The sequence below is a fragment of the Streptomyces sp. NPDC006372 genome (genome assembly GCF_040612515.1).
Classification (GTDB): domain Bacteria; phylum Actinomycetota; class Actinomycetes; order Streptomycetales; family Streptomycetaceae; genus Streptomyces.
In genome coordinates, this window is sequence record NZ_JBEXQJ010000010.1 from 204,914 (window position 1) to 225,790 (window position 20,877).

At 71.9% G+C, this 20,877-nt stretch carries 23 protein-coding genes; 10 read left to right on the plus strand and 13 right to left on the minus strand.

Annotated features, from left to right (window positions below):
* Positions 1 to 50 precede the first annotated feature (50 nt).
* From ABZ016_RS18550 to ABZ016_RS18560, 3 genes are read right to left on the minus strand one after another with little or no spacing between them, the layout of a single operon-like run.
* Positions 51 to 404 carry a UBP-type zinc finger domain-containing protein gene (locus ABZ016_RS18550; protein ID WP_356917692.1) on the minus strand — a complete coding sequence of 118 codons (354 nt, stop codon included), beginning with the start codon at positions 402 to 404 and terminating at the stop codon, positions 51 to 53.
* Positions 401 to 1,831, minus strand: a complete 1,431-nt coding sequence (locus ABZ016_RS18555; protein WP_356917722.1) for an ATP-binding protein — start codon at positions 1,829 to 1,831, stop codon at positions 401 to 403. The genes ABZ016_RS18550 and ABZ016_RS18555 overlap by 4 nt, the downstream gene beginning before the upstream one ends.
* A gap of 11 nt (positions 1,832 to 1,842) precedes the next feature.
* Complete coding sequence (locus ABZ016_RS18560; RefSeq protein ID WP_356917693.1) at positions 1,843 to 3,519, minus strand: FAD-dependent oxidoreductase; 1,677 nt, start codon at positions 3,517 to 3,519, stop codon at positions 1,843 to 1,845.
* 198 nt (positions 3,520 to 3,717) lie between these two features.
* Here ABZ016_RS18560 and ABZ016_RS18565 point away from each other — a divergent pair, with 198 nt between their 5' ends.
* Positions 3,718 to 4,599, plus strand: a complete 882-nt coding sequence (locus tag ABZ016_RS18565; protein ID WP_356917694.1) for a universal stress protein — start codon at positions 3,718 to 3,720, stop codon at positions 4,597 to 4,599.
* 13 nt (positions 4,600 to 4,612) lie between these two features.
* Here the strand turns inward: ABZ016_RS18565 and ABZ016_RS18570 are convergent, their stop codons facing one another.
* The 3 genes from ABZ016_RS18570 to ABZ016_RS18580 all read right to left on the minus strand — a co-directional run bounded on the left by ABZ016_RS18570 (position 4,613) and on the right by ABZ016_RS18580 (position 7,371).
* A complete protein-coding gene (locus ABZ016_RS18570) occupies positions 4,613 to 5,845 on the minus strand; it encodes a DUF4032 domain-containing protein (RefSeq protein ID WP_356917695.1) in 1,233 nt (410 codons plus the stop codon).
* Between the two features lie 41 nt (positions 5,846 to 5,886).
* Complete coding sequence (locus tag ABZ016_RS18575) at positions 5,887 to 6,633, minus strand: MBL fold metallo-hydrolase (protein ID WP_356917696.1); 747 nt, start codon at positions 6,631 to 6,633, stop codon at positions 5,887 to 5,889.
* A gap of 114 nt (positions 6,634 to 6,747) precedes the next feature.
* Positions 6,748 to 7,371, minus strand: a complete 624-nt coding sequence (locus tag ABZ016_RS18580; RefSeq protein ID WP_356917697.1) for an alpha-ketoglutarate-dependent dioxygenase AlkB — start codon at positions 7,369 to 7,371, stop codon at positions 6,748 to 6,750.
* A gap of 117 nt (positions 7,372 to 7,488) precedes the next feature.
* Between ABZ016_RS18580 and ABZ016_RS18585 the strand changes: the two genes are divergently transcribed.
* Both ABZ016_RS18585 and ABZ016_RS18590 read left to right on the plus strand, forming a co-directional pair.
* Positions 7,489 to 8,127 (plus strand): TetR/AcrR family transcriptional regulator, encoded by a 639-nt coding sequence (locus ABZ016_RS18585; protein WP_356917698.1) that lies wholly within the window; start codon positions 7,489 to 7,491, stop codon positions 8,125 to 8,127.
* A 16-nt stretch (positions 8,128 to 8,143) separates the two neighbouring features.
* A complete protein-coding gene (locus tag ABZ016_RS18590) occupies positions 8,144 to 9,817 on the plus strand; it encodes an FAD-binding dehydrogenase (protein WP_356917699.1) in 1,674 nt (557 codons plus the stop codon).
* Between the two features lie 22 nt (positions 9,818 to 9,839).
* Here the strand turns inward: ABZ016_RS18590 and ABZ016_RS18595 are convergent, their stop codons facing one another.
* The gene (locus tag ABZ016_RS18595; protein ID WP_356917700.1) at positions 9,840 to 10,190 is read right to left on the minus strand and encodes a DUF488 family protein; all 351 of its coding nucleotides are present in this window, start codon (positions 10,188 to 10,190) and stop codon (positions 9,840 to 9,842) included.
* Between the two features lie 143 nt (positions 10,191 to 10,333).
* On the opposite strand from ABZ016_RS18595, the gene ABZ016_RS18600 reads away from it, so the two are divergent.
* Positions 10,334 to 10,777 (plus strand): DUF6098 family protein, encoded by a 444-nt coding sequence (locus tag ABZ016_RS18600; RefSeq protein WP_356917701.1) that lies wholly within the window; start codon positions 10,334 to 10,336, stop codon positions 10,775 to 10,777.
* A gap of 24 nt (positions 10,778 to 10,801) precedes the next feature.
* Here ABZ016_RS18600 and ABZ016_RS18605 read toward each other — a convergent pair whose 3' ends face one another.
* Together ABZ016_RS18605 and ABZ016_RS18610 are read right to left on the minus strand one after the other, a co-directional pair.
* Entirely contained in the window at positions 10,802 to 11,053 is a 252-nt protein-coding gene (locus tag ABZ016_RS18605; RefSeq protein ID WP_356917702.1) for a WhiB family transcriptional regulator, read from the minus strand.
* Positions 11,054 to 11,156: 103 nt separating this feature from the next.
* On the minus strand, positions 11,157 to 12,374 hold the full coding sequence (locus ABZ016_RS18610; RefSeq protein ID WP_356917703.1) for a saccharopine dehydrogenase C-terminal domain-containing protein: 1,218 nt from the start codon (positions 12,372 to 12,374) through the stop codon (positions 11,157 to 11,159).
* A 103-nt stretch (positions 12,375 to 12,477) separates the two neighbouring features.
* Here ABZ016_RS18610 and ABZ016_RS18615 point away from each other — a divergent pair, with 103 nt between their 5' ends.
* Positions 12,478 to 13,185, plus strand: coding sequence for a TetR/AcrR family transcriptional regulator (locus tag ABZ016_RS18615; RefSeq protein ID WP_356917704.1), 708 nt, complete (start codon positions 12,478 to 12,480; stop codon positions 13,183 to 13,185).
* Positions 13,186 to 13,189: 4 nt separating this feature from the next.
* Here ABZ016_RS18615 and ABZ016_RS18620 read toward each other — a convergent pair whose 3' ends face one another.
* Positions 13,190 to 14,089 carry a LysR family transcriptional regulator ArgP gene (locus ABZ016_RS18620; protein WP_356917723.1) on the minus strand — a complete coding sequence of 300 codons (900 nt, stop codon included), beginning with the start codon at positions 14,087 to 14,089 and terminating at the stop codon, positions 13,190 to 13,192.
* Between the two features lie 69 nt (positions 14,090 to 14,158).
* Here ABZ016_RS18620 and ABZ016_RS18625 point away from each other — a divergent pair, with 69 nt between their 5' ends.
* Together ABZ016_RS18625 and ABZ016_RS18630 are read left to right on the plus strand one after the other, a co-directional pair.
* Positions 14,159 to 14,776: a LysE/ArgO family amino acid transporter gene (locus ABZ016_RS18625; protein WP_356917705.1), complete on the plus strand. Its 618-nt coding sequence runs from the start codon at positions 14,159 to 14,161 to the stop codon at positions 14,774 to 14,776.
* An 82-nt stretch (positions 14,777 to 14,858) separates the two neighbouring features.
* Complete coding sequence (locus ABZ016_RS18630; RefSeq protein WP_356917706.1) at positions 14,859 to 16,151, plus strand: MFS transporter; 1,293 nt, start codon at positions 14,859 to 14,861, stop codon at positions 16,149 to 16,151.
* A 4-nt stretch (positions 16,152 to 16,155) separates the two neighbouring features.
* On the opposite strand, the gene ABZ016_RS18635 is transcribed toward ABZ016_RS18630, so the two are convergent.
* The 3 genes from ABZ016_RS18635 to ABZ016_RS18645 all read right to left on the minus strand — a co-directional run bounded on the left by ABZ016_RS18635 (position 16,156) and on the right by ABZ016_RS18645 (position 18,642).
* Positions 16,156 to 16,611: a cyclic nucleotide-binding domain-containing protein gene (locus ABZ016_RS18635; RefSeq protein ID WP_356917707.1), complete on the minus strand. Its 456-nt coding sequence runs from the start codon at positions 16,609 to 16,611 to the stop codon at positions 16,156 to 16,158.
* Between the two features lie 255 nt (positions 16,612 to 16,866).
* Positions 16,867 to 18,351 (minus strand): ornithine decarboxylase, encoded by a 1,485-nt coding sequence (locus ABZ016_RS18640; protein WP_356917708.1) that lies wholly within the window; start codon positions 18,349 to 18,351, stop codon positions 16,867 to 16,869.
* Between the two features lie 69 nt (positions 18,352 to 18,420).
* A complete protein-coding gene (locus ABZ016_RS18645; RefSeq protein ID WP_039934613.1) occupies positions 18,421 to 18,642 on the minus strand; it encodes a hypothetical protein in 222 nt (73 codons plus the stop codon).
* Positions 18,643 to 18,933: 291 nt separating this feature from the next.
* Here ABZ016_RS18645 and ABZ016_RS18650 point away from each other — a divergent pair, with 291 nt between their 5' ends.
* From ABZ016_RS18650 to ABZ016_RS18660, 3 genes are all read left to right on the plus strand, one after another.
* Positions 18,934 to 19,368 carry an ATP-binding protein gene (locus tag ABZ016_RS18650; RefSeq protein WP_356917709.1) on the plus strand — a complete coding sequence of 145 codons (435 nt, stop codon included), beginning with the start codon at positions 18,934 to 18,936 and terminating at the stop codon, positions 19,366 to 19,368.
* A gap of 202 nt (positions 19,369 to 19,570) precedes the next feature.
* A complete protein-coding gene (locus ABZ016_RS18655) occupies positions 19,571 to 20,434 on the plus strand; it encodes a SigB/SigF/SigG family RNA polymerase sigma factor (RefSeq protein WP_356917710.1) in 864 nt (287 codons plus the stop codon).
* A 29-nt stretch (positions 20,435 to 20,463) separates the two neighbouring features.
* Positions 20,464 to 20,730: a DUF5133 domain-containing protein gene (locus ABZ016_RS18660; protein WP_356917711.1), complete on the plus strand. Its 267-nt coding sequence runs from the start codon at positions 20,464 to 20,466 to the stop codon at positions 20,728 to 20,730.
* The last annotated feature ends 147 nt before the right edge of the window (positions 20,731 to 20,877 follow it).

Consider the following 20,877-nt stretch of genomic DNA (forward strand, 5'->3'; position numbering starts at 1 on the left):
TCAACCACATCCGGCCCGCGGCCGCCACTGAACAGCAAAGCTCCGAGCTCCTAGGCCCGCAAGACCTTCGCCCAGTCCACCGGCACCCGCCCCGCGGGCCCCGGCGCCGGCTGATCCGCAGGACGACTCACCGGCGGAGCCAACTCCGGCCCCGACTCGTACAACTCGTTCGTCCCGTAGTCCCAGTACCAGTTCTCACCCGGCTCGTAGCTCTGCACCAGAGGATGCCCGGTCTCCCGGAAATGCCCCGTGGCGTGCTGCGCCGGCGAACTGTCACAACACCCCACGTGCCCGCACTGCGCACAGCGCCGCAGATGGAACCACCATCCCCCGGCCTGCTCGCACTCGGCACACCCGCTCCCGCTCGGCGGGACGCTCGGGTCGATTCCGTTCTCACCACTCATGAAGGCTCCTCCTCGACCGCGGTGAGCGGCAGCAGCACCTGGAACCGGGTGTCCCCCGGCTCCGACTCCACCTGAATGGTCCCGTGATGCTTGTTCACCACGATCCGCCAGGAGATGTCGAGCCCGAGCCCGGTCCCCTCGCCCACCGGCTTCGTGGTGAAGAACGGATCGAAGATCCGCCCCCGGTCCTCCGGTGGGATACCGACCCCCGTGTCCCGGAACTCCACCAGCAGCCGGTCGTGATCCGGAGCCGTCCGCACGGTCAACGTCCCTTCGCCGCCCGCGCTGTTGATGGCCGAGACCGCGTTGTCGATCAGGTTCGTCCAGACCTGGTTGAGCTCCGCCGGGTACGCCGGGATCCTCGGCAGCGTACGGTCGTAGTCCTTGACGACCTCGATCCGCTTGCCGATCTTGCCCGACAGCATCAGCAGGGTGCTGTCGAGCAGTTCGTGCACGTCGGCGTTCTGGAACGGCGCGCGGTCGAGCTGGGAGTACTGCTTGGCGGCGTCGACGAGATGCGAGATGCGGGTGGTCGAGTCGTTGATCTCGTCCATCAGCAGCTCGGTCTCGACGGTGTAGTTGAGCCATCCGATCGCGCTGGTCAGCATCTCCTCGTCCACCGCCGCCGCGACCTGGTCCAGCCAGTCCACGTCGAGACCGGCCTGGACGAAGGTGGGCGCGATCCGCCAGCCCTCCGGGATGCCGTGGTCGTCGAGCCAGTCGGTGACCGTGTCCTCCCGGTCGGAGGCCTCCAGCGGACTGAGCGTGGGGGCCTTGGCGACGCGCTCGGCGGTCCGCTCCTGGATGTCGATGAGGCGGGACATCACCTCGGGGGAGTACGACCCCTGCGCGATGACCGCCAGCTTGTGACGCATCTTGCCCACCCGTTCCCGCAGCGTCGCGGTCGCCCGTACGGCCGCCGCGGCGGGGTTGTTCAGCTCGTGCGTGAGCCCCGCGGACAACGATCCCAGCGCCAGCAGCCGTTCACGCTGCCCGATGGCCCGCTGGGTGCTCTTGGCACCGAAGAAGAGCCCCTCCAGCAGATGCACCGCCATCGGGAACCAGTCCTGCATGATCTCCGCGAAGGTGTCGGCGGGCAGCACGAAGAACCGCGTCGGCTCGGTGACGCGCATGGAGTTGTTGTAGACCTGCCGCACCCGGTCGCCCAGGTACGCCTGCATGGACCCGGCGTACACCCCGCGCTGCGAGGTCCGGGTCACCTCCACGTCGTCCCCGCCGACCCGGCGGTACAGCACGACGGTGCCCTCGACCATCACGTAGAAGCAGGTGGCGGGCTCGCCCTCGGTGTACACGGGGCCGGGCTCGAACCGCTCCACACGTCCGGCGGCGCACAGCCTGCCGAGCTGTTCCGGGGTGAGCTTCTCGAACAGGAACAGCGACCCGATCTCCGCGGGGCTGCAGGGCATCGGCTGCCCGCTCACGACTGCTCCAGGTACCGGTGGACGAGCATCACGGCCATGGCTCCCTCTCCGACGGCGGACGCGACCCGCTTGGCGGACTCGGAGCGGGCGTCGCCCGCCACGAACACACCGGGCACGTTGGTCTCCAGGTGGTACGGCGGCCGGTCCAGCTCCCAGTCCTCGGGCGGGCGGCCGTCGGCGGTCAGATCGGGGCCGGCGAGGATGAACCCGCGCTCGTCCCGCAGCACCGTGCCGTCCAGCCAGCCGGTCAGCGGGGCCGCGCCGATGAACACGAACACCCACTGCGCGTCGACCCGTTCGGTCGTGCCGCTGTCCACGTCCCGCAGGGTCAGGTGCTCCAGGTGGCCGTCGCCGTGCGCCTCCTCGACGACCGTGCGGCACCGCACCCGGATGTTGGGCGACTCCTCGATCTGCTGGATCAGGTAGTGCGACATCGACGCCGACAGCGACGCGCCGCGTACCAGCAGGGTCACCGACTTGGCGCCCCGGGAGAGGTACATCGCCGCCTGCCCGGCGGAGTTGGCGCCGCCGACGATGTACACGTCCTGCCCCTGGCAGGAGGGCGCCTCCGTCAGGGCCGACCCGTAGAACACCCCGCAGCCGGTCAGGTCCTCGCAGCCGGGCGCCGCGAGCTGACGGTAGGACACACCGGTCGCCAGGATCACGCTGTGCGCGGCGACCGCCGAGCCGTCCGAGAACCGTACGATCCGGGCGGCACCGTTGACCTCCAGTGCCGTCACCTCGCGCGCGGTGAGGATCTCGGCGCCGAACTTCGCCGCCTGCCGCCGCGCCCGGTCGGTGAGCTGCGCGCCCGACACACCGTCGGGGAAGCCGAGGTAGTTCTCGATGCGTGAGCTCTGACCCGCCTGACCGCCCGTCGCCGACCGCTCCACCAGCACGGTACGCAGCCCCTCGGAGGCGCCGTAGACCGCAGCGCCGAGTCCGGCCGGGCCACCGCCGATCACGACCAGGTCGTAGAAGTCGGCCGTCGGGGTCGTGGCCAGACCGACCCGGGCCGCGAGGTCGACGGCCTCCGGCTCGACCAGTGGTGTCCCGTCCGGGGTGATCACCACCGGCAGCCGCATCCCGTCCTCACCGGCCGCGGCCAGCAGACGCCGCCCCTCCGGTTCGTCGGAGGAGTACCAGCGGTACGGCACCTGGTTGCGGGCCAGGAACTCCCGGACGTCCGAGGAGCGTGAGGACCAACGGTGCCCGACGACCTTCGTGCTGGGCACCGGCCGGTAGTCGCTGGACCGCCAGGCCTGGAGCAGATCGTCCAGGACCGGATACAGCTTCTCCTCGGGCGGGTCCCAGGGCTTGAGCAGGTAGTGGTCGAGGTCCACGACGTTGATCGCGTCGATCGCCGCGTTCGTGTCCGCGTACGCGGTCAGCAGCACCCGCCGCGCGCCCGGGTACACGTCCAGAGCCTGTTCGAGGAACTCGATGCCGTTCATCTGCGGCATCCGGTAGTCGGCCAGGATCACCGCCACGAGATCGCCGCGCAGCTTCAGCTCCCGCAGCGCGTCGAGGGCCGACGCGCCGGACTCCGCGCGCACGATCCGGTACGACGCGCCGTAGCGCCGCCTCAGGTCCCGGGCCACGGCCCGGGAGACACCCGGGTCGTCGTCCACGGTCATGATGACGGTCCGCGCCGTATCGGCGGCCTGTGCCATTCGTCCCCCACACCGGGCGGTCGATTCACGACACGGCGTCCCGGGGCACCGCGCCGACCTCCGCCCATCGTATGTTCGATCGCCGCCCCGCGCTCCGATACGGAGATCGGCTCCGGCCGGGACCCGGCACGCGGAACGCGTCGCCCCGGTGGTGGAGACTGAGCGGCACGCAGGGACCTTTCACAGGGAGGCAGCCGAATGACACGCCCGATCACCGCAGGGGTCGACGCATCGCAGGAGAGCCTCGCCGGCCTGGCCTGGGCGGCGCGGGAGGCGGTGCGACGTGATCTGCCGTTGCGGGTGGTGCACGCCTGGCACATCCAGCCGCAGGAGGTGCTGGAAGCCGGGATCGAAGGCGACGCGGACAGCCAGGCCGAGTGGGTGCACAGCGCGGTGACCGAGGCCGTCCGGACCGTCACCGAGCAGCACCCCGACCTCGACGTGACCACCGACGTCGTGGAGGGCCCGGTCGTCGACACGCTGGTCGCCGCCGCTGCCGGGGCCGAGCTGCTGGTGCTCGGCTCGCGCGGTCACGGGCGGATCGCCGGCTTCCTGCTCGGCTCGGTCGGCCAGCAGGTCATCGCCGCCGCCGCGCGGCCCGTGGTGCTCGTCCGGGCCGGCGCCCAGCCCTCGGGCGAGGCCGCGGGGCGCGAGATCGTCGTGGGCCAGCAGGGCGACCCGGAGGACGGCGCCGACGCACTGCGCCTCGCCTTCGAGACGGCCGCCGCGCGCGGCGCGACCGTGCGGGTCGTACGGGCCTGGACCTTGCCGCCCGTGTTCGCCTACAGCCCGGGCTCGCTGAAGCTCGCCGACGAGGCCGGGGGACTGGAGCCGTACGAGAAGAGGGCACTGGCCGACGCCGTCCGGCCGTGGCGGGAACGCTTCCCCCGCGTGCCGGTGGAGGAGCACGTGGAGATGGGCAGCGCCGCCCAGGTACTGCTGTCGGTGGCCGGCACGGCCCAGCTGATGGTCGTCGGCCGCCGGACACGCCGCACGGCCGTCGGCGCCCGGATCGGCTCGGTGGCGCACGGGATGCTGCACCACGCGGACTGCCCGGTGGCCGTGGTGCCGCACACCTGACGCCGGCCGTCCCTCAGTCCGCCGTCGGCTGCAGCGTCTTGCGGGCCTTGGGGAGGATGTTCGTGATGTAGTCCTCGACCACCGTCTCGATTGCGATGTCCTGCTGGGCCCGCTCGGACATGTACCAGCGGTGTTCGAGGAGCTGGTGGTAGATCTCGGCCGGGTCCATGGCGCCGCGCAGCTCCGGCGGCACGGCCCGCACGGTCGGCCGGAACACCTCCCGCACCCAGCGGTGGGCCAGCACCTCGGGGCGCGCGCCCAGGGGGTCGCCCGGGGCGTAGTCGTCCTGGGTGGCCATCCAGCTCTCCAAGTCGTTCAGCAGCCGCCGGGCCTGGTTCTCCTCCGTGTCGAGACCGGTCAGGCGCAGCAGTTGCCGCTGGTGGTGACCGGCGTCGACGACCTTGGGCACGAAGCTGACCGTGTCACCGTTCGAGGCGTGCTCGATCTGCATCTCGGCGACGTCGAAGCCGAGGTCGTTCAGGCGGCGGATGCGGTGTTCTATGTAGTGGTACTTGCCGGCCGGATACACGGAGGTGCGGGTGAGCTCGTCCCACAGGCTGCGATAGCGCGCGCAGATCTCCATGCCGAACTCGATCGGGTCCACCGACGGGTGCAGCGCCCCGGACGCCTCCAGGTCCAGCAGCTCCCCACTGATGTTGACCCGGGCGAGGTCCAGGTCGTACTCGCGCTGCCCGTCGCTGAGCCGCGGATGGAGATCACCGGTCTCGGCGTCCACCAGGTACGCCGCGTAGGCGCCGGCGTCACGCCGGAAGAGGGTGTTGGACAGCGAGCAGTCACCCCACGCGAACCCGGCCAGGTGCAGCCGCACCAGGAGCACGGCGAGCGCGTCCATCAGCCGGTGCATGGTGGCCGGCCGCATGGTCGTCTCGAACATCGAGCGGTACGGCATGGAGCCGCCGAGGTGCCGGGTCACCAGAACGCACTCCAGCGGGACGCCGTTCGCGTCGAGGCGGCCGGTGACCACGGCAAGCGGGTCCACCGCCGGGATGCCGATCCGGTCCAGGTCCCGCAGCAGCTGGTACTCGCGCAGGGCGGGCCGCTCGGCCAGCTCCTTGACGGCGATCACCTCGTCCCCGGCCCGCGAGTAGCGCACCACGTGCCGGGAGATACCGCGCGGCAGCGGCACGAGGTACTCCTCCGGCCACTCCTCCAGGGGCAGGTCCCACGGCAGCTCCAGCAGGAGCGCGGGATGCTCCGGGTTGGTCGCGCTGATGTGCAGTGCCATGAGCCGGGTGTCCTAGTCTCGCCGCCGATCGTCACATCAGATTAGAGGGCGCGTTCCCGGGCCCGGTGCGCGGCGTCCCGCACCGCACCGCGGTGGGCGGGGCCGTGCCCCGGCAGCAGCAGTTCGCCGTCCAGCTCCGCCAGGACGTCCAGGGAGGCGACGGCCCGCGGGCGTTCGTGGTGGAACATGTCCGGCAGCAGCTGCGGCCCCTCGATCCGCGAGGTCGAATGCCCGCTGACCAGGGCGTCGCCGGAGATCAGCACACCGGTGCCGGGCACGTGGTAGGCGCAGTGCCCGTCGGTGTGGCCGGGTGTGTGCACCGGCACGGGCCGCCCCGGCAGGTCCAGGGCGCCGGCCGTCGGGAACGGCTCGGGGGCCGTGACCGGGTTGTGCATCGTGCCGCCGGAACGCAGGGCGTGCACGACCCACGGCAGCACGCCGGGACGCCAGCCGTTCCGCAGCACCGTCCCGACGGACACCTGGTGGAGGAACTCCCGCCGCGCGTGCGGCACTTCGGCCTCGTGCAGGTACACGGGCGTGCCGTACGTGGCGCGCAGGTACTCGGCGGAGCCGAGGTGGTCGTTGTGCGCATGCGTGATCAGCACGGCCGCGACCGCCTCCGGGGAGCTTCCCACCTCCGCGAGCGAGGCGAGGACCTGCTCCCGGTCGCCGGGGTACCCGGTGTCGACGAGGGTGACGGCGTCCCCCTCGGTGAGGATCACCCAGTTCGTGTTGGAGCCGTGCACCAGAAAGGTGCCGTCCGCGACGTGGTGTACGTCAGCCCGCATGTTCGCCCGCCTCGTGTTGTCCCGGCCCGACGGGAAAAGGAAAGCAGAACCCCCGGCCGGCGGAATCGCCGGGTCCGCCCCCAACCTTCGAACGAGGGAAGGGTGTTCGGTGGCTCAGTGCACGCCGTGCGGACGGAACTGGATGCTGATGCGCGGTCCCGTGGCGCGCGTGCTCTTGGGAACGGAGTGTTCCCAGGTGCGCTGGCAGGAGCCGCCCATCACGACGAGGTCGCCGTGGCCCAGCGGGCGGCGCACGGTGTCGCGACCGCCCCGCATCGGGCGCAGCAGCAGATCCCGGGGCGCTCCCAAGGACAGGATCGCGACCATCGTGTCCTCGCGCGCTCCGCGCCCGATGCGGTCACCGTGCCAGGCGACACTGTCCCGGCCGTCGCGGTAGTAGCACAGCCCCGCCGTGGTGAAGGGCTCGCCCAGTTCCTCGCCGTAGTGGGCGCTCAGCGCGTCCCGGGCCTCGGTCAGCACCGGGTGCGGCAGGCGGTCCTCGGCGGCGTAGAACGCGAGCAGCCGGGGCACGTCGACGACGTTGTCGTACATCTTGCGCCGCTCGGCCCGCCACGGCACCTCCGAGGCGAGCTGTTCGAACAGGGCGTCGGAACCGCTGAGCCACCCGGGCAGGACATCGAGCCAGGCGCCGAAGCCGAGGTGGGTCCGGTCGCTCCCGTCGAGGGGGCCGAGGCGCAGCTCGTCGGTCTGGTCGAAGAGAGAGCCCTGGAGGTGCATGCCGCCAGCGTACCCCTGAATCGAAAATGTGTTCCATGGGAGAGGCGAGGGCGGCGCCGGGGCCTTTCGATACACCGATGTATCGAATACAGTCCTGTATCGAAAAGGGGGCAGCGCATGGCCGTCGAGGGAACCACCGGGCGTATGACAAGGCGCCGTGCCCGCACTCGCGCCAATCTCCTCCGGGCGGCGTTCTCCGTGTTCGCCGCCAAAGGCTTCGGGCACGTCTCGATCGAAGAGGTCTGCGAGGCGGCCGGCTACAGCAGGGGCGCCTTCTACTCCAACTTCTCCAGCCTCGACGAGCTGTTCTTCGCCCTGTACCGCGAGCGGGCCGACGTGATCGCCGAACAGGTGTCCGGCGCCCTCGCCCTCGACGGACCCGGCCTGGACGTGCCGGCCGCCGTCGACCGGGTCACCGACGTGCTGCTCCTGGACCGGGACTGGCTCCTGGTGAAGACGGACTTCCTCGTGCACGCGGCGCGCGACCCGGAGGTGGCCCGGAGCCTGCTGGAACACCGCGCGCGGCTGCGGCAGGCCATCGCCGACCGGCTGGCCCGGGCCCGCGGCCACACCTCGCTGCCCGCCGTGCTGGGCGGCACGGACGGCGCCGCCCACGCCGTGGTCGCGGCCTATGACGGCGTCACCACCCAACTGCTGCTGGACCGGGACGTGGAGCACGCCCGCATCTGGCTGAAGCAACTGCTCACGGCCCTGCTGACCGACGGCAGCGGCTTCCCCGACCCCACGCGGAACTGAAGAAGGGAACGGTCGCATGGACGCCGATGCCATCGTCGTCGGAGCGGGCCTGGCCGGCCTGGTCGCGGCACACGAGCTGACCAGCAGGGGCAGAAGGGTCGCCCTTGTAGAACAGGAGAACGCCGCGAACCTCGGCGGCCAGGCCTTCTGGTCCTTCGGCGGGCTGTTCCTCGTCGGCTCCCCGGAGCAGCGGCGCCTGGGCATCAAGGACTCCTTCGACCTCGCCTGGAGCGACTGGCGGGGCAGCGCCGGCTTCGACCGGCTCGACGACGAGGACTCCTGGGCGGTGCGCTGGGCTCGCGCCTATGTCGAGTTCGCCGCGGGGGAGAAGCGGTCCTGGCTGGACCGGCACGGCATCACGTTCCTGCCCACCGTCGGCTGGGCCGAGCGCGGCGACCTCACGGCACACGGGCACGGCAACACCGTGCCCCGCTTCCACATCGCCTGGGGCACCGGCACCGGCGTCGTCGAACCGTTCGTCCGGTACGCCAGGCAGGCCGCCCGCGACGGCCTGCTCACCTTCCACCACCGGCACCGCGTCGACGCACTCGTCGTCGAGAACGGCACGGCCAAGGGCGTGCGCGGCACGGTCCTCGCCGAGGACACCTCACCCCGCGGCGTCGCCTCCAACCGCGATGCGATCGGCGAGTTCGAACTCACCGCCCAGGCCGTGATCGTGACCAGCGGCGGCATCGGCGGCGACCACGACATCGTCCGCCGCCACTGGCCCGAGCGCCTCGGCACTCCGCCGCGGGAGATGGTCACCGGCGTCCCCGCCTACGTCGACGGCAGAATGCTCGACATCAGTGCCGAGGCCGGCGCCCGGCTGGTCAACCGCGACCGGATGTGGCACTACACCGAGGGCCTGCGGAACTGGGACCCCATCTGGCCCGGCCACGGCATCCGCATCCTGCCCGGACCGTCCTCGATGTGGTTCGACGCCCTCGGCCGCCGGCTGCCCGGCCCGTACCTGCCCGGCTACGACACCCTCGGCACCCTGAAGCACCTGCGCACCACCGAGGACGTCGCCGGGCACGACCACTCCTGGTTCATCCTCACCCAGAAGATCATCGAGAAGGAGTTCGCCCTGTCGGGCTCCGAGCAGAACCCCGACATCACCGCCAAGGACCGCGCCGGGTTCCTGAAGGAACGCATCCTCGGCAAGGGCGCGCCAGGACCGGTCGACGCGTTCCTGCGCAAGGGCGCCGACTTCGTGACCGCGAACACTGTGGAGCAACTCGTCGCGAAGATGAACGAGCTCACCGACGAGCCACTCCTCGACGCGGCCGGGATCAAGCGCCAGATCGAGGCCCGCGACCTGCAGATCGCCAACCCCTACGCCAAGGACGCCCAGGTGCAGGGCATCCGCAACGCCCGCCGCTACGTCGGCGACCGCCTCGGCCGGGTCGCGACCCCGCACCGCATCCTCGACCCCGCGGCCGGCCCCCTCATCGGGGTCAAGCTGCACATCCTCACCCGCAAGACCCTGGGCGGCATCCAGACCGACCTCGACTCCCGCGCGCTGGGGAGCGACGGCAAGCCGGTGGAGGGACTGTACGCGGCCGGCGAGGTGGCGGGTTTCGGCGGCGGCGGTGTCCACGGCTACAACGCGCTGGAGGGCACCTTCCTCGGCGGCTGCCTCTTCTCGGGCCGGGCGGCGGGCCGCGCGGCGGCGAGGCAGACCGCCTGAGGACCGCACGGGAGAGCCCGTCTCAGCCGTCCAGGAGGCGGGCCAGCACCGTGGCGTGGCTTCGCTCGGGTGTCTTCGACGCGGTCAGCAGCGTCACGTCGCCCTCGCGGACCAGGTCGCGCACGTGGTCGAGGAGCTCGGCGGCCTCGCCGGCCGCGAGCTCCGCCTCGTACCGCTCGGCGAACTCCTCGTAGGAACGCTCGTCCGCGTGGTACCAGCGGCGCAGCTCCGTCGACGGGGTGAGCGCCTTCGGCCACTCGTCCACCCGCGCCGCGTCCTTCGCCAGACCTCGCGGCCACAGCCGGTCGACCAGCACCCGCACGCCGTCGTCCGGCTCGGGCGGTTCGTAGACGCGGCGCACGCGAACGCTCATGGTCGGCCCCTTCGGCGACGGACGAGTGTGCCGCGAGCCTAACCCCGCGCCGGTGCGGCGGCGCGCCGTGCCGAACGGCCGGTTCCGCTCGCGCCGGGCGGGTACTCCGTCCGCCTGACGGCGTCATGGGAGGAGGTCACGCCATGAGTGGATCGGACGACCTGCCGGTGGTGCGCACACTCGACGAACTCGCAGAGCTCGTCGAACGGCATCAGGGTCTGTACGTCCGCTGGTCGCGGGGCCCCCGGACCGATCTCCGCGACGTGTCCAGCACCGACGATCTGACGGGCGTGGCGATGCCGGGCCTGTCCGCCAACCCGCTCGACGTCGAGGAGTGGTGGGAGGACCGGCCCGTCCGGGTGTGGGTGGCCCGCCGTCTGTACGACTACGCCCATCTGCCGCACGAGAAGAGCCCCGGCGTCCGCCCATGGGTGCTCGCGGGCAGGGAGACGGGCCGCGGACCCGACAACGAACCGCTGGTCATCGACGCCCGGCCGATGAGCTGGATCCACCAGCACGTGATCGACGAAGCGAAGGCCGAGGTGTCCCGGCAGGAGAACCCCTGGGGGCCGCTGCGTCGCAGCTGAACCCCCAGGGGTGACGGGCGCACGTCAGCCGGAGCGGCGCCGGGCCGCCGCGCGCCGCTTCAGCGCACGCCGTTCCGTCTCGCTGGTTCCGCCCCACACGCCGATGGACTGCCCGGTGTCCATCGCCCACTCCAGGCACCGGTCCTGCACGGGGCAGCGCCGGCACACCGCCTTGGCCTGCTCCGTCTGCAACAGGGCCGGGCCGGAGGTGCCGATCGGGAAGAAGAGCTCGGGGTCCTCGTGCCGACAGGCAGCGTGGTCTCGCCAGTTGTCCATCGAAGTCACCTGCATCACAGTAGAAACGTGCCCGTTCGGATGCTTACTCCTTTTCGGGTCACCTGTCGATGCCTGGTGAAACAGCGCCGCGCCGGACTACCGTTCACATCTCGCGCATGCCCCAGGGCGAGCCGTAGGCCGCCAGCAGGTCGAGGAACGGTTGTGCCGGGAAGGCCTCCGGGCCGAGCACGCCCGCGCCGGACCAGGCGCCCGTGGCGAGGAGTTCGAGCGCGACGACGGGGTTGACGGCGGTCTGCCACACCACGGCCTGGGAGCCGTACTCAGCCATCGACCACTGGTTGTCGACCACGTGGTACAGGTACACCTCGCGCGGCTTCCCGTCCTTGAGGCCCCGCACCCAGGTGCCCGCACACGTCTTGCCGTGCATCCGCTCGCCCAGTGTCGCGGGGTCGGGCAGGCAGGCCGCGACCACGTCCCGGGGCGAGACCGCCACCGGACCGTCCGGCCCCGGCACGGTCACCGGGCCGGTGCGGTCAAGGCCCAGCAGGTGCAGCGTCTTCAGCGTCTCGACGAATTCCCGTCCCAGCCCGTACTTGAAGGTGACCCGGCGCGCGTCGACCCAGCGCGGGACGAGCAGCACCTCCTCGTGCTCCACGTTCACACACTCGACCGGGCCGATGCCCTCGGGGAAGTCGAAGACCTCGGGCTCACTGAAGGGTTCGGTGGTGAACCAGCCCCGGCCCCTCTCGTAGACGACCGGAGGGTTGAGGCACTCCTCGATGGTGGTCCAGATGCTGAACGAAGGCGCGAAGTCGTAGCCATCGACGGTCAGGTTCGCCCCGTCGCGGACGCCGATCTCCTCGATCTCGTCGAAGAGTTCGTCGGCGGCGTAGCGCGCGAACACGTCCGACAGGCCCGGCTCCACACCCATGCCGACGAGGGCCAGCACGCCCTCCTTCTCCCAGTCGGCCGCCTGCTCGAACTGCTCGTCACCGAGCTTGACCCCGCATTCCGCGTACGGCCGCTCGGCGTGCGGGCGGGACAGTGACATCGCCATGTCGAGGTAGCCGGCGCCCGCGGCGCGGGCCGCGCGGAACAGGGGCATCACGAAACGCGGGTCCGTGGCGTTGAGGAGGACGTCGCAGCGGTGCCGCGCGAGCAGCCGGGCCACGGCCTCCTCGTCGCTCGCGTCCACCTGCTCGGCGGTGAACCGCGCGTCGCCGCCCAGCGCCGCGACCGCCGCCCCGGCCCGGCCCGGGTCGTAGTCGGCCACCACCATCGCCTCGAAGAACGGCCGCCGGGCGGCGATCCGGGTGATCGCGCCGCCCACACCACCGGCACCCACGAGCAGTACACGCATGACGGAAACTCCCTTTTTGTGAAGAACGTGGCGCGCCCTTGGGGAGATACAACGCCGCCCTGTGTCCTAAGGTCAATGGCGTTGGCATAAGGAAGGAGCCGTCGTGCCCAAGCCCGTGGTGCCCGAGGAGAAACGCCGCCGGCGCAGGCCCACCAAGAGCGGCACCGTGCTGTCCGAAGAGCTGATCGTCGAGACCGCGTTGCGGATGCTGCAGGAGCACGGCAGCGCGGGGCTGTCCGCCCGCAGGCTCGGCCTGGCCCTGGACGCCGACCCGAGCACCCTCTACCGGTACTTCCGCGGCATGGACGACCTGACGCTCGCCATCGGCGACGCGCTGATCGGCCAGGCGCTCGGCGGCTGGGCACCGACGGGGGAGTGGCGGGCGGACCTGCGGGCCGTCGGGCTGCGCATCCACGCCGCGTACGTGGCGCATCCGCAGGCGGCGGTGCTCACCGCGAGCCGGGTCTCGGGCCGGGCCAACGAACTCGCCGCCGACGAGGCCGTCCTCGGCATCCTGCGTACGGCGGGCTTCCCGGTGGCCGAGGCGGTGCGCGTGTACCACGCCTTCATCGACACCACCCTGGGCATCGCCGCCCTCGACGCCGCCTCTCTGGCCCTGCCGAGCGTCTCGCTCCACGCCGACGAGGAGATGTGGCGTTCGACGTACGCCCGTCTGCCCGCCGCCACCCACCCCCGCATCGCGGAGGCCGCACCCCTGCTCGCCACCCGCATGGTCACCAGCGCCTATCCGACGGCCCTGGAGATGCTGCTGGACAGCGCGGCGGCCCGCCTGGACGGCACTCGGAACTAGGGCGTCACGCCCGCAGTGCCTCCGCGGCGGTCGCCGTCACCGTCTCCGCCACCTGCGCCAGCGCCGGCGAGTCGAGCTTCCACTGCTGCCAGTACAGCGGCACGTCGACCGTCCGGCCCGGGGCGAGCGCGACGAGCCGGCCGGTACGCAGCAGCGGGGCCGCCTGCGCCTCGGGCACCAGGCCCCAGCCCAGTCCGGCGGCGACGGCCTCGACGAACCCCTCCGAGGTCGGCACGTAGTGCCGCAGCGCGCTCGCGTTGCTCCGCCCCCGGGTCAGCCGGCGGACGAAGCCGTCCTGGAAGTCGTCCCGCCGGTCGAAGGCCACCACGGGCACCTCGAGGAGCGCCCGCTCAAGAGGGGCGTCGAGGTGCCGTGCGACGAAGTCCGGCGCGGCCACGGGGATGTAGCGCATCCGCCCGAGGGACCGCACGGAACAGCCGGGCACCGGATCGGGCGACGACGTCACCGCGGCCATCACCACGCCCTCCCGCAGCAGCGCCGCCGTGTGGTCCTCGTCCTCGCGGCGCAGTTCGAAGAAGAGCCGCAGGTCCTCCGGTACGCGGGTGAGCACCGGGAGGAACCAGGTGGCCAGCGAGTCCGCGTTCACCGCCACCGACACCCGGGTCGGCTCCCCGGCCCCGCTCAGCCCGAGCTCCGCGTACGCGTCGTGTTCCAGGCGCGCCACCTGACGGGCCAGCCGCACCAGCACTGCGCCCGACTCGGTCGGCCGCACGGGCTTGGTCCTCAGCAGCAGTACCCGGCCCGTGCGCTGCTCCAGCGCCTTGACGCGCTGGCTGATCGCCGACGGCGTCACATGCAGCGCGGCCGCCGCCGCGTCGAACGTCCCCTCGTCCACGACGGCGAGCAGGGTCCGCACCTGGTCCAGCGGGAGATCTGTCATCATCACGTGTGCTAATGATACGTAAGAATCTTTAGCTGGATCGGCCCGGCCCCCGTCCGTAGCGTCGTGGCCATGACCAACACCCTCACCGCCGCCGCCGCGGGTTTCGGCACCGGCCTGTCCCTCATCGTCGCCATCGGCGCCCAGAACGCCTTCGTCCTGCGCCAGGGGATCCGCCGTGACGCCGTCCTCGCCGTCGTCGGCATCTGTGCCCTGTCCGACGCCGCTCTCATAGCACTCGGGGTCGGCGGGGTCGGCGCGGTGGTGGTGGCGTGGCCGGGCGCGCTGACGGCGGTCGGCTGGATCGGCGGCGCGTTCCTGCTGTGCTACGGCGCCCTGGCCGCCCGCCGGGCGTTCCGGCCGGACGCCGCCGGTCTGCGGGCGGAGGGAGAGGCGGCCGGGTCGCGCCGCCGGGCCGTGCTCACCTGCCTGGCGATGACCTGGCTCAACCCGCACGTCTATCTCGACACCGTGTTCCTGCTGGGCTCCGTCGCCGCCGACCACGGCACACTGCGCTGGACGTTCGGCCTGGGGGCCGTGCTGGCCAGTCTGTGCTGGTTCACCGCCCTCGGCTTCGGCGCCCGGATGCTCGGCCGCTTCCTCGCCAAGCCGGCCGCCTGGCGCGTCATGGACGGCCTGGTCGCCGCCACCATGATCGTGCTCGGTGCGACGCTCATCGCCGGAAGCTGAGACTCGGTCGCGGTGCGCCCGGCGGCTGGTGCGATAGTGATCCCCGCCCGGAAAGATGTAGCGAGCATCGAGGAAGCGGCGAGTGGACACCAGCGAGAGCACGACGGAAGAGCACGATCGGACACCGGAGCCACCCCGCCGACGCGGCTGGCGGCGCTGGGCCATGGACACCCGCCCCCTGCGCCGCCCGGCCTACCGCCGCCTGTGGATCTCGACCATCGTCACGGCCGTCGGCAGCCAGCTCACCGCCGTCGCGGTGCCCAAGCAGATCTACGACATCACCGGCTCCTCGGCCTGGGTCGGCGCGGCGAGCCTGGCCGGCCTGGTGCCCCTGATCGTGTTCGCGCTGTGGGGCGGCGCGGTCGCCGACACCATGGACCGGCGCAGACTGCTGCTCATCACCAACAGCGGTATCGCCGTCACCTCACTGCTGTTCTGGCTCCAGGCCTTCGCCGGCCTGGAGTCGGTGCCCGCGCTGATGCTGCTGCTCGCGATGCAGCAGGCCTTCTGGGGCCTCAACGCACCGGCCCGCAACGCCTCCATCGCCCGCCTGGTGCCCGAGCAGGAACTGCCCGCCGCGAACGCCCTGGGCTCGACGGTGATGCAGACCGGCCAGGTGGCCGGGCCCCTGCTCGCCGGTGCCCTCATCCCCGTGATCGGCCTGCCCGAGCTCTACCTGATCGACGCCCTGGCCCTGTGCGTGACGGTCTGGGCGGTGTACCGGCTGCCGTCGCTGCCGCCCCTGTCCGGTACGGCGACGCGGCGTGCGGGAGTCCGGGAGATCGCCGCCGGATTCCGCTACATCTCCGGGCACACCGTGCTGCTGCTGTCGTTCCTCGCCGACATCGTCGCCATGGTCCTCGGCATGCCCCGGGCGCTGTTCCCGCAGCTCGCCGCCCAGACCTATGCGCCCTACGGCGAGGGGCTGGCGCTGGGGCTGCTGTTCGCGGCGATCCCCATCGGCGCGGTGCTCGGCGGACTGTTCTCCGGCACCTTCTCCCGGGCCCGGCGGCACGGCTGGATGGTCATCGGCGCGGTCGTCGCCTGGGGCGTGGCCATCGCGGGCTTCGGGCTGAGCCGCAACCTGTGGGTCGCGGTGGCGTTCCTGGCCGTGGCCGGGGTGGCCGACATGGTCTCGATGGTCTTCCGCGGGGCGATCCTGCTGTCCGCCGCCACCGACGAGATGCGCGGGCGCATGCAGGGCGTCTTCACCGTCGTCGTGGCGGGCGGGCCACGCCTCGCCGACGTGCTGCACGGCACCGCGGGCTCCGCCTTCGGCCCCAGGACGGCCGTCGCCGCCGGCGGGATGCTGGTCGTCGCCGTGATGCTGGCGCTGGCCGCGTCGGTCCCGGCGCTGCGGCGCTACCGGGTCTGACGCCTCACAGGGCCCCTCTGCGGTGCAGGGTGTACTGCTCCATCAGCTTGCCCCGGGTCATCTCCAGCCGGTGCGCGAGCACCTCGGCGACCGATCGCACCAGTGTCACCCCGAGTTGGGGATCCTCCTCGCACAACGCCAGCACGGCCCCGGCGTCGAACTCGTAGGCGCGCACCGGACTGAACGCCACCGCGCCGAAGTCCCAGGTGTGCGGGGGGAACAGCCAGGACCAGCCGAGCAGGTCGCCCGCGCCGAGGCTGGCCACGGTCACCCGTTGCAGGGAGTTCACCTGCTGGTCCAGGGAGACCGCACCGGAGCGGATGACCCAGAAGCGGTCGGCCGTGCCGCCCGCTTCGAAGATCCGGGTGTCCTCACGGAAGGACACCTCCCGGGCGAGCGCCATCAGACGGTGCCGCTGGGGCGGGGGCAGGGCGTTCAGGAGTTTGATCGCTTTGGTCATGCGGAGCTCCTCGCCGTGCGGTCGACTGCCGGTGCTTTCCCTACGCCCATTTCAGCCGCTGGCGGGGCCCCGGGCACCTCGGCGGACGCAACTTTCTCGGAGCATGAAAAAGCCCTGGCTGGACGGGGGAGACCAGCCAGGGCCGACAGAGGTGATGCACGGAGGACGAGGGGTCGACTCCGTCACCACGTATGAGTGAACCGTAAACCATTCACCGGGCCAGAGCGTACCCGAGACCGGGCCGCGTGACCCGTTTCACTTCGTTTCCGTCTCCTCGGCGAGGACCCGGACCGTCCCCAGTTCCGGATCCGCGGGGTCCGGAAGGTGCATGCCCGCGGCCAGCCCGGTCCGCAGATAGGCCAGCACCGGCTCGGTGAGGCGCTCGCCCGGAAGCACGGCCGGAATGCCCGGCGGATACGGAGTGATCATCTCCGCCGCGACCCGCCCGGCCGCCCGGTCCACCGGCACGTCCTCGGCCGGGCCGAAGAACGCGTCGCGGGGCAGCACCGCCTGTTCCATCCGCAACTCCGTGGGCGACGGCACCTCCACGCCCGGGGCCCGCGGCAGGTCCTGCGCCGCCGCCGCGAGGTCCCGCAGCGCCTCGAGCAACTGCCCGGTCGTCTCCCGGTCGTCGCCGTGGGTGATCTGCGCGCCGATACGGCGGTGGTCCACCAGATGCGCGTCGATGTGCCGGTGCTCGCGCAGCCAGTCCGCCGCCTGGAAGCCCGTGATCCCGAGCCCGCCGAGGTCGATGACGCCGGGCAGCGGGTCGAGGTCGTCGGACAGGCCCGGACCGCAGAAGTCGCCCCGGTCGTTGACGTGCAGCCCGTCGATCTCCTCGATGGCCGCCCGGACCTCGGCCGCGAGCTCCAGCGCAGCGCCCATCAGCTCCTTGCCGTGCAGCGCCATCTGCCGCCGCCAGCCGTCGAGACCCGCGAAGATCAGCACCGAGGGGCTGGTCGTGCCCAGCAGGTCCGCACGCATCCCCAGCAACGCCGGCGGCACCAGATCGCCCTGGAGGTGGAAGACGGAACCCTGTTCCAGACCGCTGCCCATCTTGTGGATGCTGGTCACGCAGATGTCCGCGCCCGCGTCCATCGCCCAGGACGGCAAGTCGGGGTGGAAGGGCAGATGGGCACCCCAGGCCTCGTCCACGATCAGCGGCCGCGAGCGCCGGTGGCACACGTCGGCGATCGCCCGCAGGTCCGCACAGCCGCCGTACGGCGTGGGGCTCGTGACCAGGGCGCCCCGTGCGTCGGGATGGGCGTCGAAAGCCCGGTCGAACTCCTCCGCGGAGGGGGGATGGGCCAGGTGCCGCTCGGCGTCCCAGCGGGGCTCGACCCAGACCGGCTCGATACCGGAGATGATCAGCCCCGACACCACCGACTTGTGGGCGTCCCGCCCGACCAGCAGTTTCTCGTGCGGCCCGGCGACCGACAGCATCGCCGCCTTGACCGACAGGGAGCTGCCGCAGGTGCTGAAGAACGTGTGCTCGGCGTGCACCGCGTCGGCCATCAGCTCCTGCGCCCGCTCGAGCACCCGGCCCCGGGTGAGCCGGTCGTCCAGGCCGCCCGAGGCCAGCACATCGCCGTGGAACACGGCGTCACCGAGGATCTCCCGGACCGCCGGGTCGGCACCGCGGGCCTGCTTGTGTCCCGGGGGTGTGAACGACAGCCGCCCCTTGCGGCGGTACTCGTCCAGGGCTTGCAGAACCGGTGCGCCGGTGTGGTCGACTGTCATGCGCACCGGGTTCCCGGCACGTGCTCGCACAATCCGCCCGTGCCCGGCCCCGGGCACCGGCTCACCCGATCAGCCCTCGGCGGCGTGTTTGCCCGGGGTCAGGATCTCGTCCAGCACCCTGAGCACCGCCTCGTAGGACATCCGCCGTACGGTCGCGTCCCGGGCGCCCTGCGGGTCGGTCGCGCCCAGCTCCTCGCTCCTCGTCCGCCATGCCCGCTCCTCGCGCACCGCGCAGGCCCTCGCACGCTGGATGCGTCGCAGGAGTTCGTCCGAATCCACCACATCGGTCATGCGGACCGCGTACCCCCGCAACGCCTGGGGATGACCCCGACTCGCAACCGTCCGGGCCGTCCGGGGCCTTCCGGCGTCGTCGAGGGGGGCTTTTCGGGCGAACCGGAGGTTTGCAGGTGCGGGGAGAGGTGAGCCGAAGAGTAAGAACTGCGGCGCTCGCGCGGTGCGCGCCTCGAACGTCGCGGGCGGTGGAACCAGTCAGCGGGTCCGTGAGCCCGGGGTGCGCCCGTACGGCGGCCACGGTACGCGGCCCGGACCCGGCTTCGTCCTGACCGACCAGGGAGCTGAAGGATGTGCGAGGAGCACATGATCGAATCCGTATTCGAGCCGTCCGGTGCGAGCCGGGCCCGGCCGTGCAAACCCGCCGAGGCACGCCGGGCCGTGGAGCGCGCGGTCGCCGAACGCTGCCGGGCCACCCGTACCCCGTGTGACGTGGACGCCCTGTCCGACGCGCTGCTGGTCGCCTCGGAGCTGACGACCAACGCGATCCTGCACGGTGGCGGAGTCACCGACTTCCAGGTCGACATCGACGGCCCCGGCGTGCGCGTGTCGGTGAGCGACGGCAGTGACGAACTGCCCGTGGCGGCCCCGCCCGTCGACCCGCACGGACGGCTGCGGCACGGCGGCCACGGCTGGCCCATCGTCTGCCGGCTCGCGCGTGACGTCCGGGTGTCGGACCTGCCCGCCGGCGGCAAGTGCATCACCGCGGTCGTGCCCCTCTCCTGAAGGCCGTGTGTGGGCTCTCGGAAGATTGCATCGCAAAGCGGAGTTTGTTCCACCGGGTGCAGGGCAGTCGCAGTCTCGTGCTTCGGACCGGAGGCGCGCCAGCGGGAGCGGTATGACTGCCCCGGAGGCCCTCCAGGCGATCCGGGCAGCGACCTTCCCGCGGTAAGTCCCTGAAACCCCTGTTGGTCAGGAGCGAATCCGCATGCTCATCGATACGCCCACGAACCGTCCCGGCACGCCCGAAACGGCGACCACCGCCACCCGGCGGCGACACGACGACGCTCCCGACACCGCGACCCTCTTCGCCCGAATGGCGGAGCTGGAGGAAGGGCCCGAGCGGGAAGCCGTCCGCGACGAACTCGTCGCGCTGTGGCTGCCCATGGCCCACCGGATCGCCGGCCGCTTCCGCGACCGCGGAGAGTCGATCGAGGACCTCCGGCAGGTGGCCGCCCTGGGCCTGGTCAAGGCCGTCGACCGCTTCGACCCGAGCCGGGGCGCCTTCGAGAGCTACGCCGTCCCCACCATCACCGGCGAGGTCAAGCGGCACTTCCGGGACCGCATGTGGGCCCTGCGGGTCCCCCGCCGCGTGCAGGAACTGCGCAACAAGGTGCGGGTGGCACGCCGTGAACTCACTCAGAACCCGGGCAGCCCCGAGCCCTCCGTGGCGGCCCTCGCCACGCACACCGGCCTCAGCGAGGAAGAGGTCAACGCCGGGCTGGAGGCCCTGGACAGTTTCAGCACCCTGTCGCTGGACGCCGAGCTCTCGGCCGACGACGACGGCTACAGCCTCGCGGACACCCTCGGCGCGTCGGACACGTCCTACGACGTCGTGGTCGACCGCGAGTCCGCCAAGGAAGGCCTGCGCCGCCTGCCGGAACGCGAACGGGCCATCCTCTACATGCGGTTCTTCGAGGACATGACGCAGAGCCGCATCGCCGACCGGCTGGGCATCTCCCAGATGCACGTCTCCCGGCTCATCAGCCGCAGCTGCGCACGCGTGCGTGACGAGGTCCTCGGACAGCGCACCACCGGGCGGGGCACCGACGGCACCTCCATGACGGCCTGACCACCCGACCCACCAGGAGCGAAAAAGACATGCTGAGGCCCCACCCTGCCGTGCTGCGCCGCCTCGTCGACGAGTACGAGGCCCTGTCGGCCGCCGAGGCGGCGAGCGATCCGGCCGACCTGAGCGCACGGACCCGCGACCTGGCGTACACGCTGTGCGTGTCCACCGGGACCCGGGACATCGAGCGCGCCCTCGAGTTCGCTCACCACTGGCTCGCGGTCGCCCCGGCACCGGCCCGCGAGACCGTCCCGCCGCCCGCCGTCGAAGAGCACCTGCGGACACCGGAGCCGGCGTGATCCTCGTGCACGCGTGACACGGCGGGGGAGACCCGGCACCTGAGGGGCCCGGCCGACGGACAGCCGGACGAGGTCTGGCGGGACTACGGCAGCAGCGCGGCCCAGCCGGTGCGCGACTGGTTCGCCGAGGACCGTACGCCGCAGGAG

Bases quoted from the DNA above. Each gene is read 5' to 3' on its own strand.
- ABZ016_RS18550 (WP_356917692.1), bottom strand. From the start codon at position 404: ATGAGTGGTGAGAACGGAATCGACCCGAGCGTCCCGCCGAGCGGGAGC.
- ABZ016_RS18555 (WP_356917722.1), bottom strand. From the start codon at position 1,831: ATGCCCTGCAGCCCCGCGGAGATCGGGTCGCTGTTCCTGTTCGAGAAG.
- ABZ016_RS18560 (WP_356917693.1), bottom strand. From the start codon at position 3,519: ATGGCACAGGCCGCCGATACGGCGCGGACCGTCATCATGACCGTGGAC.
- ABZ016_RS18565 (WP_356917694.1), top strand. From the start codon at position 3,718: ATGACACGCCCGATCACCGCAGGGGTCGACGCATCGCAGGAGAGCCTC.
- ABZ016_RS18570 (WP_356917695.1), bottom strand. From the start codon at position 5,845: ATGGCACTGCACATCAGCGCGACCAACCCGGAGCATCCCGCGCTCCTG.
- ABZ016_RS18575 (WP_356917696.1), bottom strand. From the start codon at position 6,633: ATGCGGGCTGACGTACACCACGTCGCGGACGGCACCTTTCTGGTGCAC.
- ABZ016_RS18580 (WP_356917697.1), bottom strand. From the start codon at position 7,371: ATGCACCTCCAGGGCTCTCTCTTCGACCAGACCGACGAGCTGCGCCTC.
- ABZ016_RS18585 (WP_356917698.1), top strand. From the start codon at position 7,489: ATGGCCGTCGAGGGAACCACCGGGCGTATGACAAGGCGCCGTGCCCGC.
- ABZ016_RS18590 (WP_356917699.1), top strand. From the start codon at position 8,144: ATGGACGCCGATGCCATCGTCGTCGGAGCGGGCCTGGCCGGCCTGGTC.
- ABZ016_RS18595 (WP_356917700.1), bottom strand. From the start codon at position 10,190: ATGAGCGTTCGCGTGCGCCGCGTCTACGAACCGCCCGAGCCGGACGAC.
- ABZ016_RS18600 (WP_356917701.1), top strand. From the start codon at position 10,334: ATGAGTGGATCGGACGACCTGCCGGTGGTGCGCACACTCGACGAACTC.
- ABZ016_RS18605 (WP_356917702.1), bottom strand. From the start codon at position 11,053: ATGGACAACTGGCGAGACCACGCTGCCTGTCGGCACGAGGACCCCGAG.
- ABZ016_RS18610 (WP_356917703.1), bottom strand. From the start codon at position 12,374: ATGCGTGTACTGCTCGTGGGTGCCGGTGGTGTGGGCGGCGCGATCACC.
- ABZ016_RS18620 (WP_356917723.1), bottom strand. From the start codon at position 14,089: ATGATGACAGATCTCCCGCTGGACCAGGTGCGGACCCTGCTCGCCGTC.
- ABZ016_RS18625 (WP_356917705.1), top strand. From the start codon at position 14,159: ATGACCAACACCCTCACCGCCGCCGCCGCGGGTTTCGGCACCGGCCTG.
- ABZ016_RS18635 (WP_356917707.1), bottom strand. From the start codon at position 16,611: ATGACCAAAGCGATCAAACTCCTGAACGCCCTGCCCCCGCCCCAGCGG.
- ABZ016_RS18640 (WP_356917708.1), bottom strand. From the start codon at position 18,351: ATGACAGTCGACCACACCGGCGCACCGGTTCTGCAAGCCCTGGACGAG.
- ABZ016_RS18645 (WP_039934613.1), bottom strand. From the start codon at position 18,642: ATGACCGATGTGGTGGATTCGGACGAACTCCTGCGACGCATCCAGCGT.
- ABZ016_RS18650 (WP_356917709.1), top strand. From the start codon at position 18,934: ATGTGCGAGGAGCACATGATCGAATCCGTATTCGAGCCGTCCGGTGCG.
- ABZ016_RS18655 (WP_356917710.1), top strand. From the start codon at position 19,571: ATGCTCATCGATACGCCCACGAACCGTCCCGGCACGCCCGAAACGGCG.
- ABZ016_RS18660 (WP_356917711.1), top strand. From the start codon at position 20,464: ATGCTGAGGCCCCACCCTGCCGTGCTGCGCCGCCTCGTCGACGAGTAC.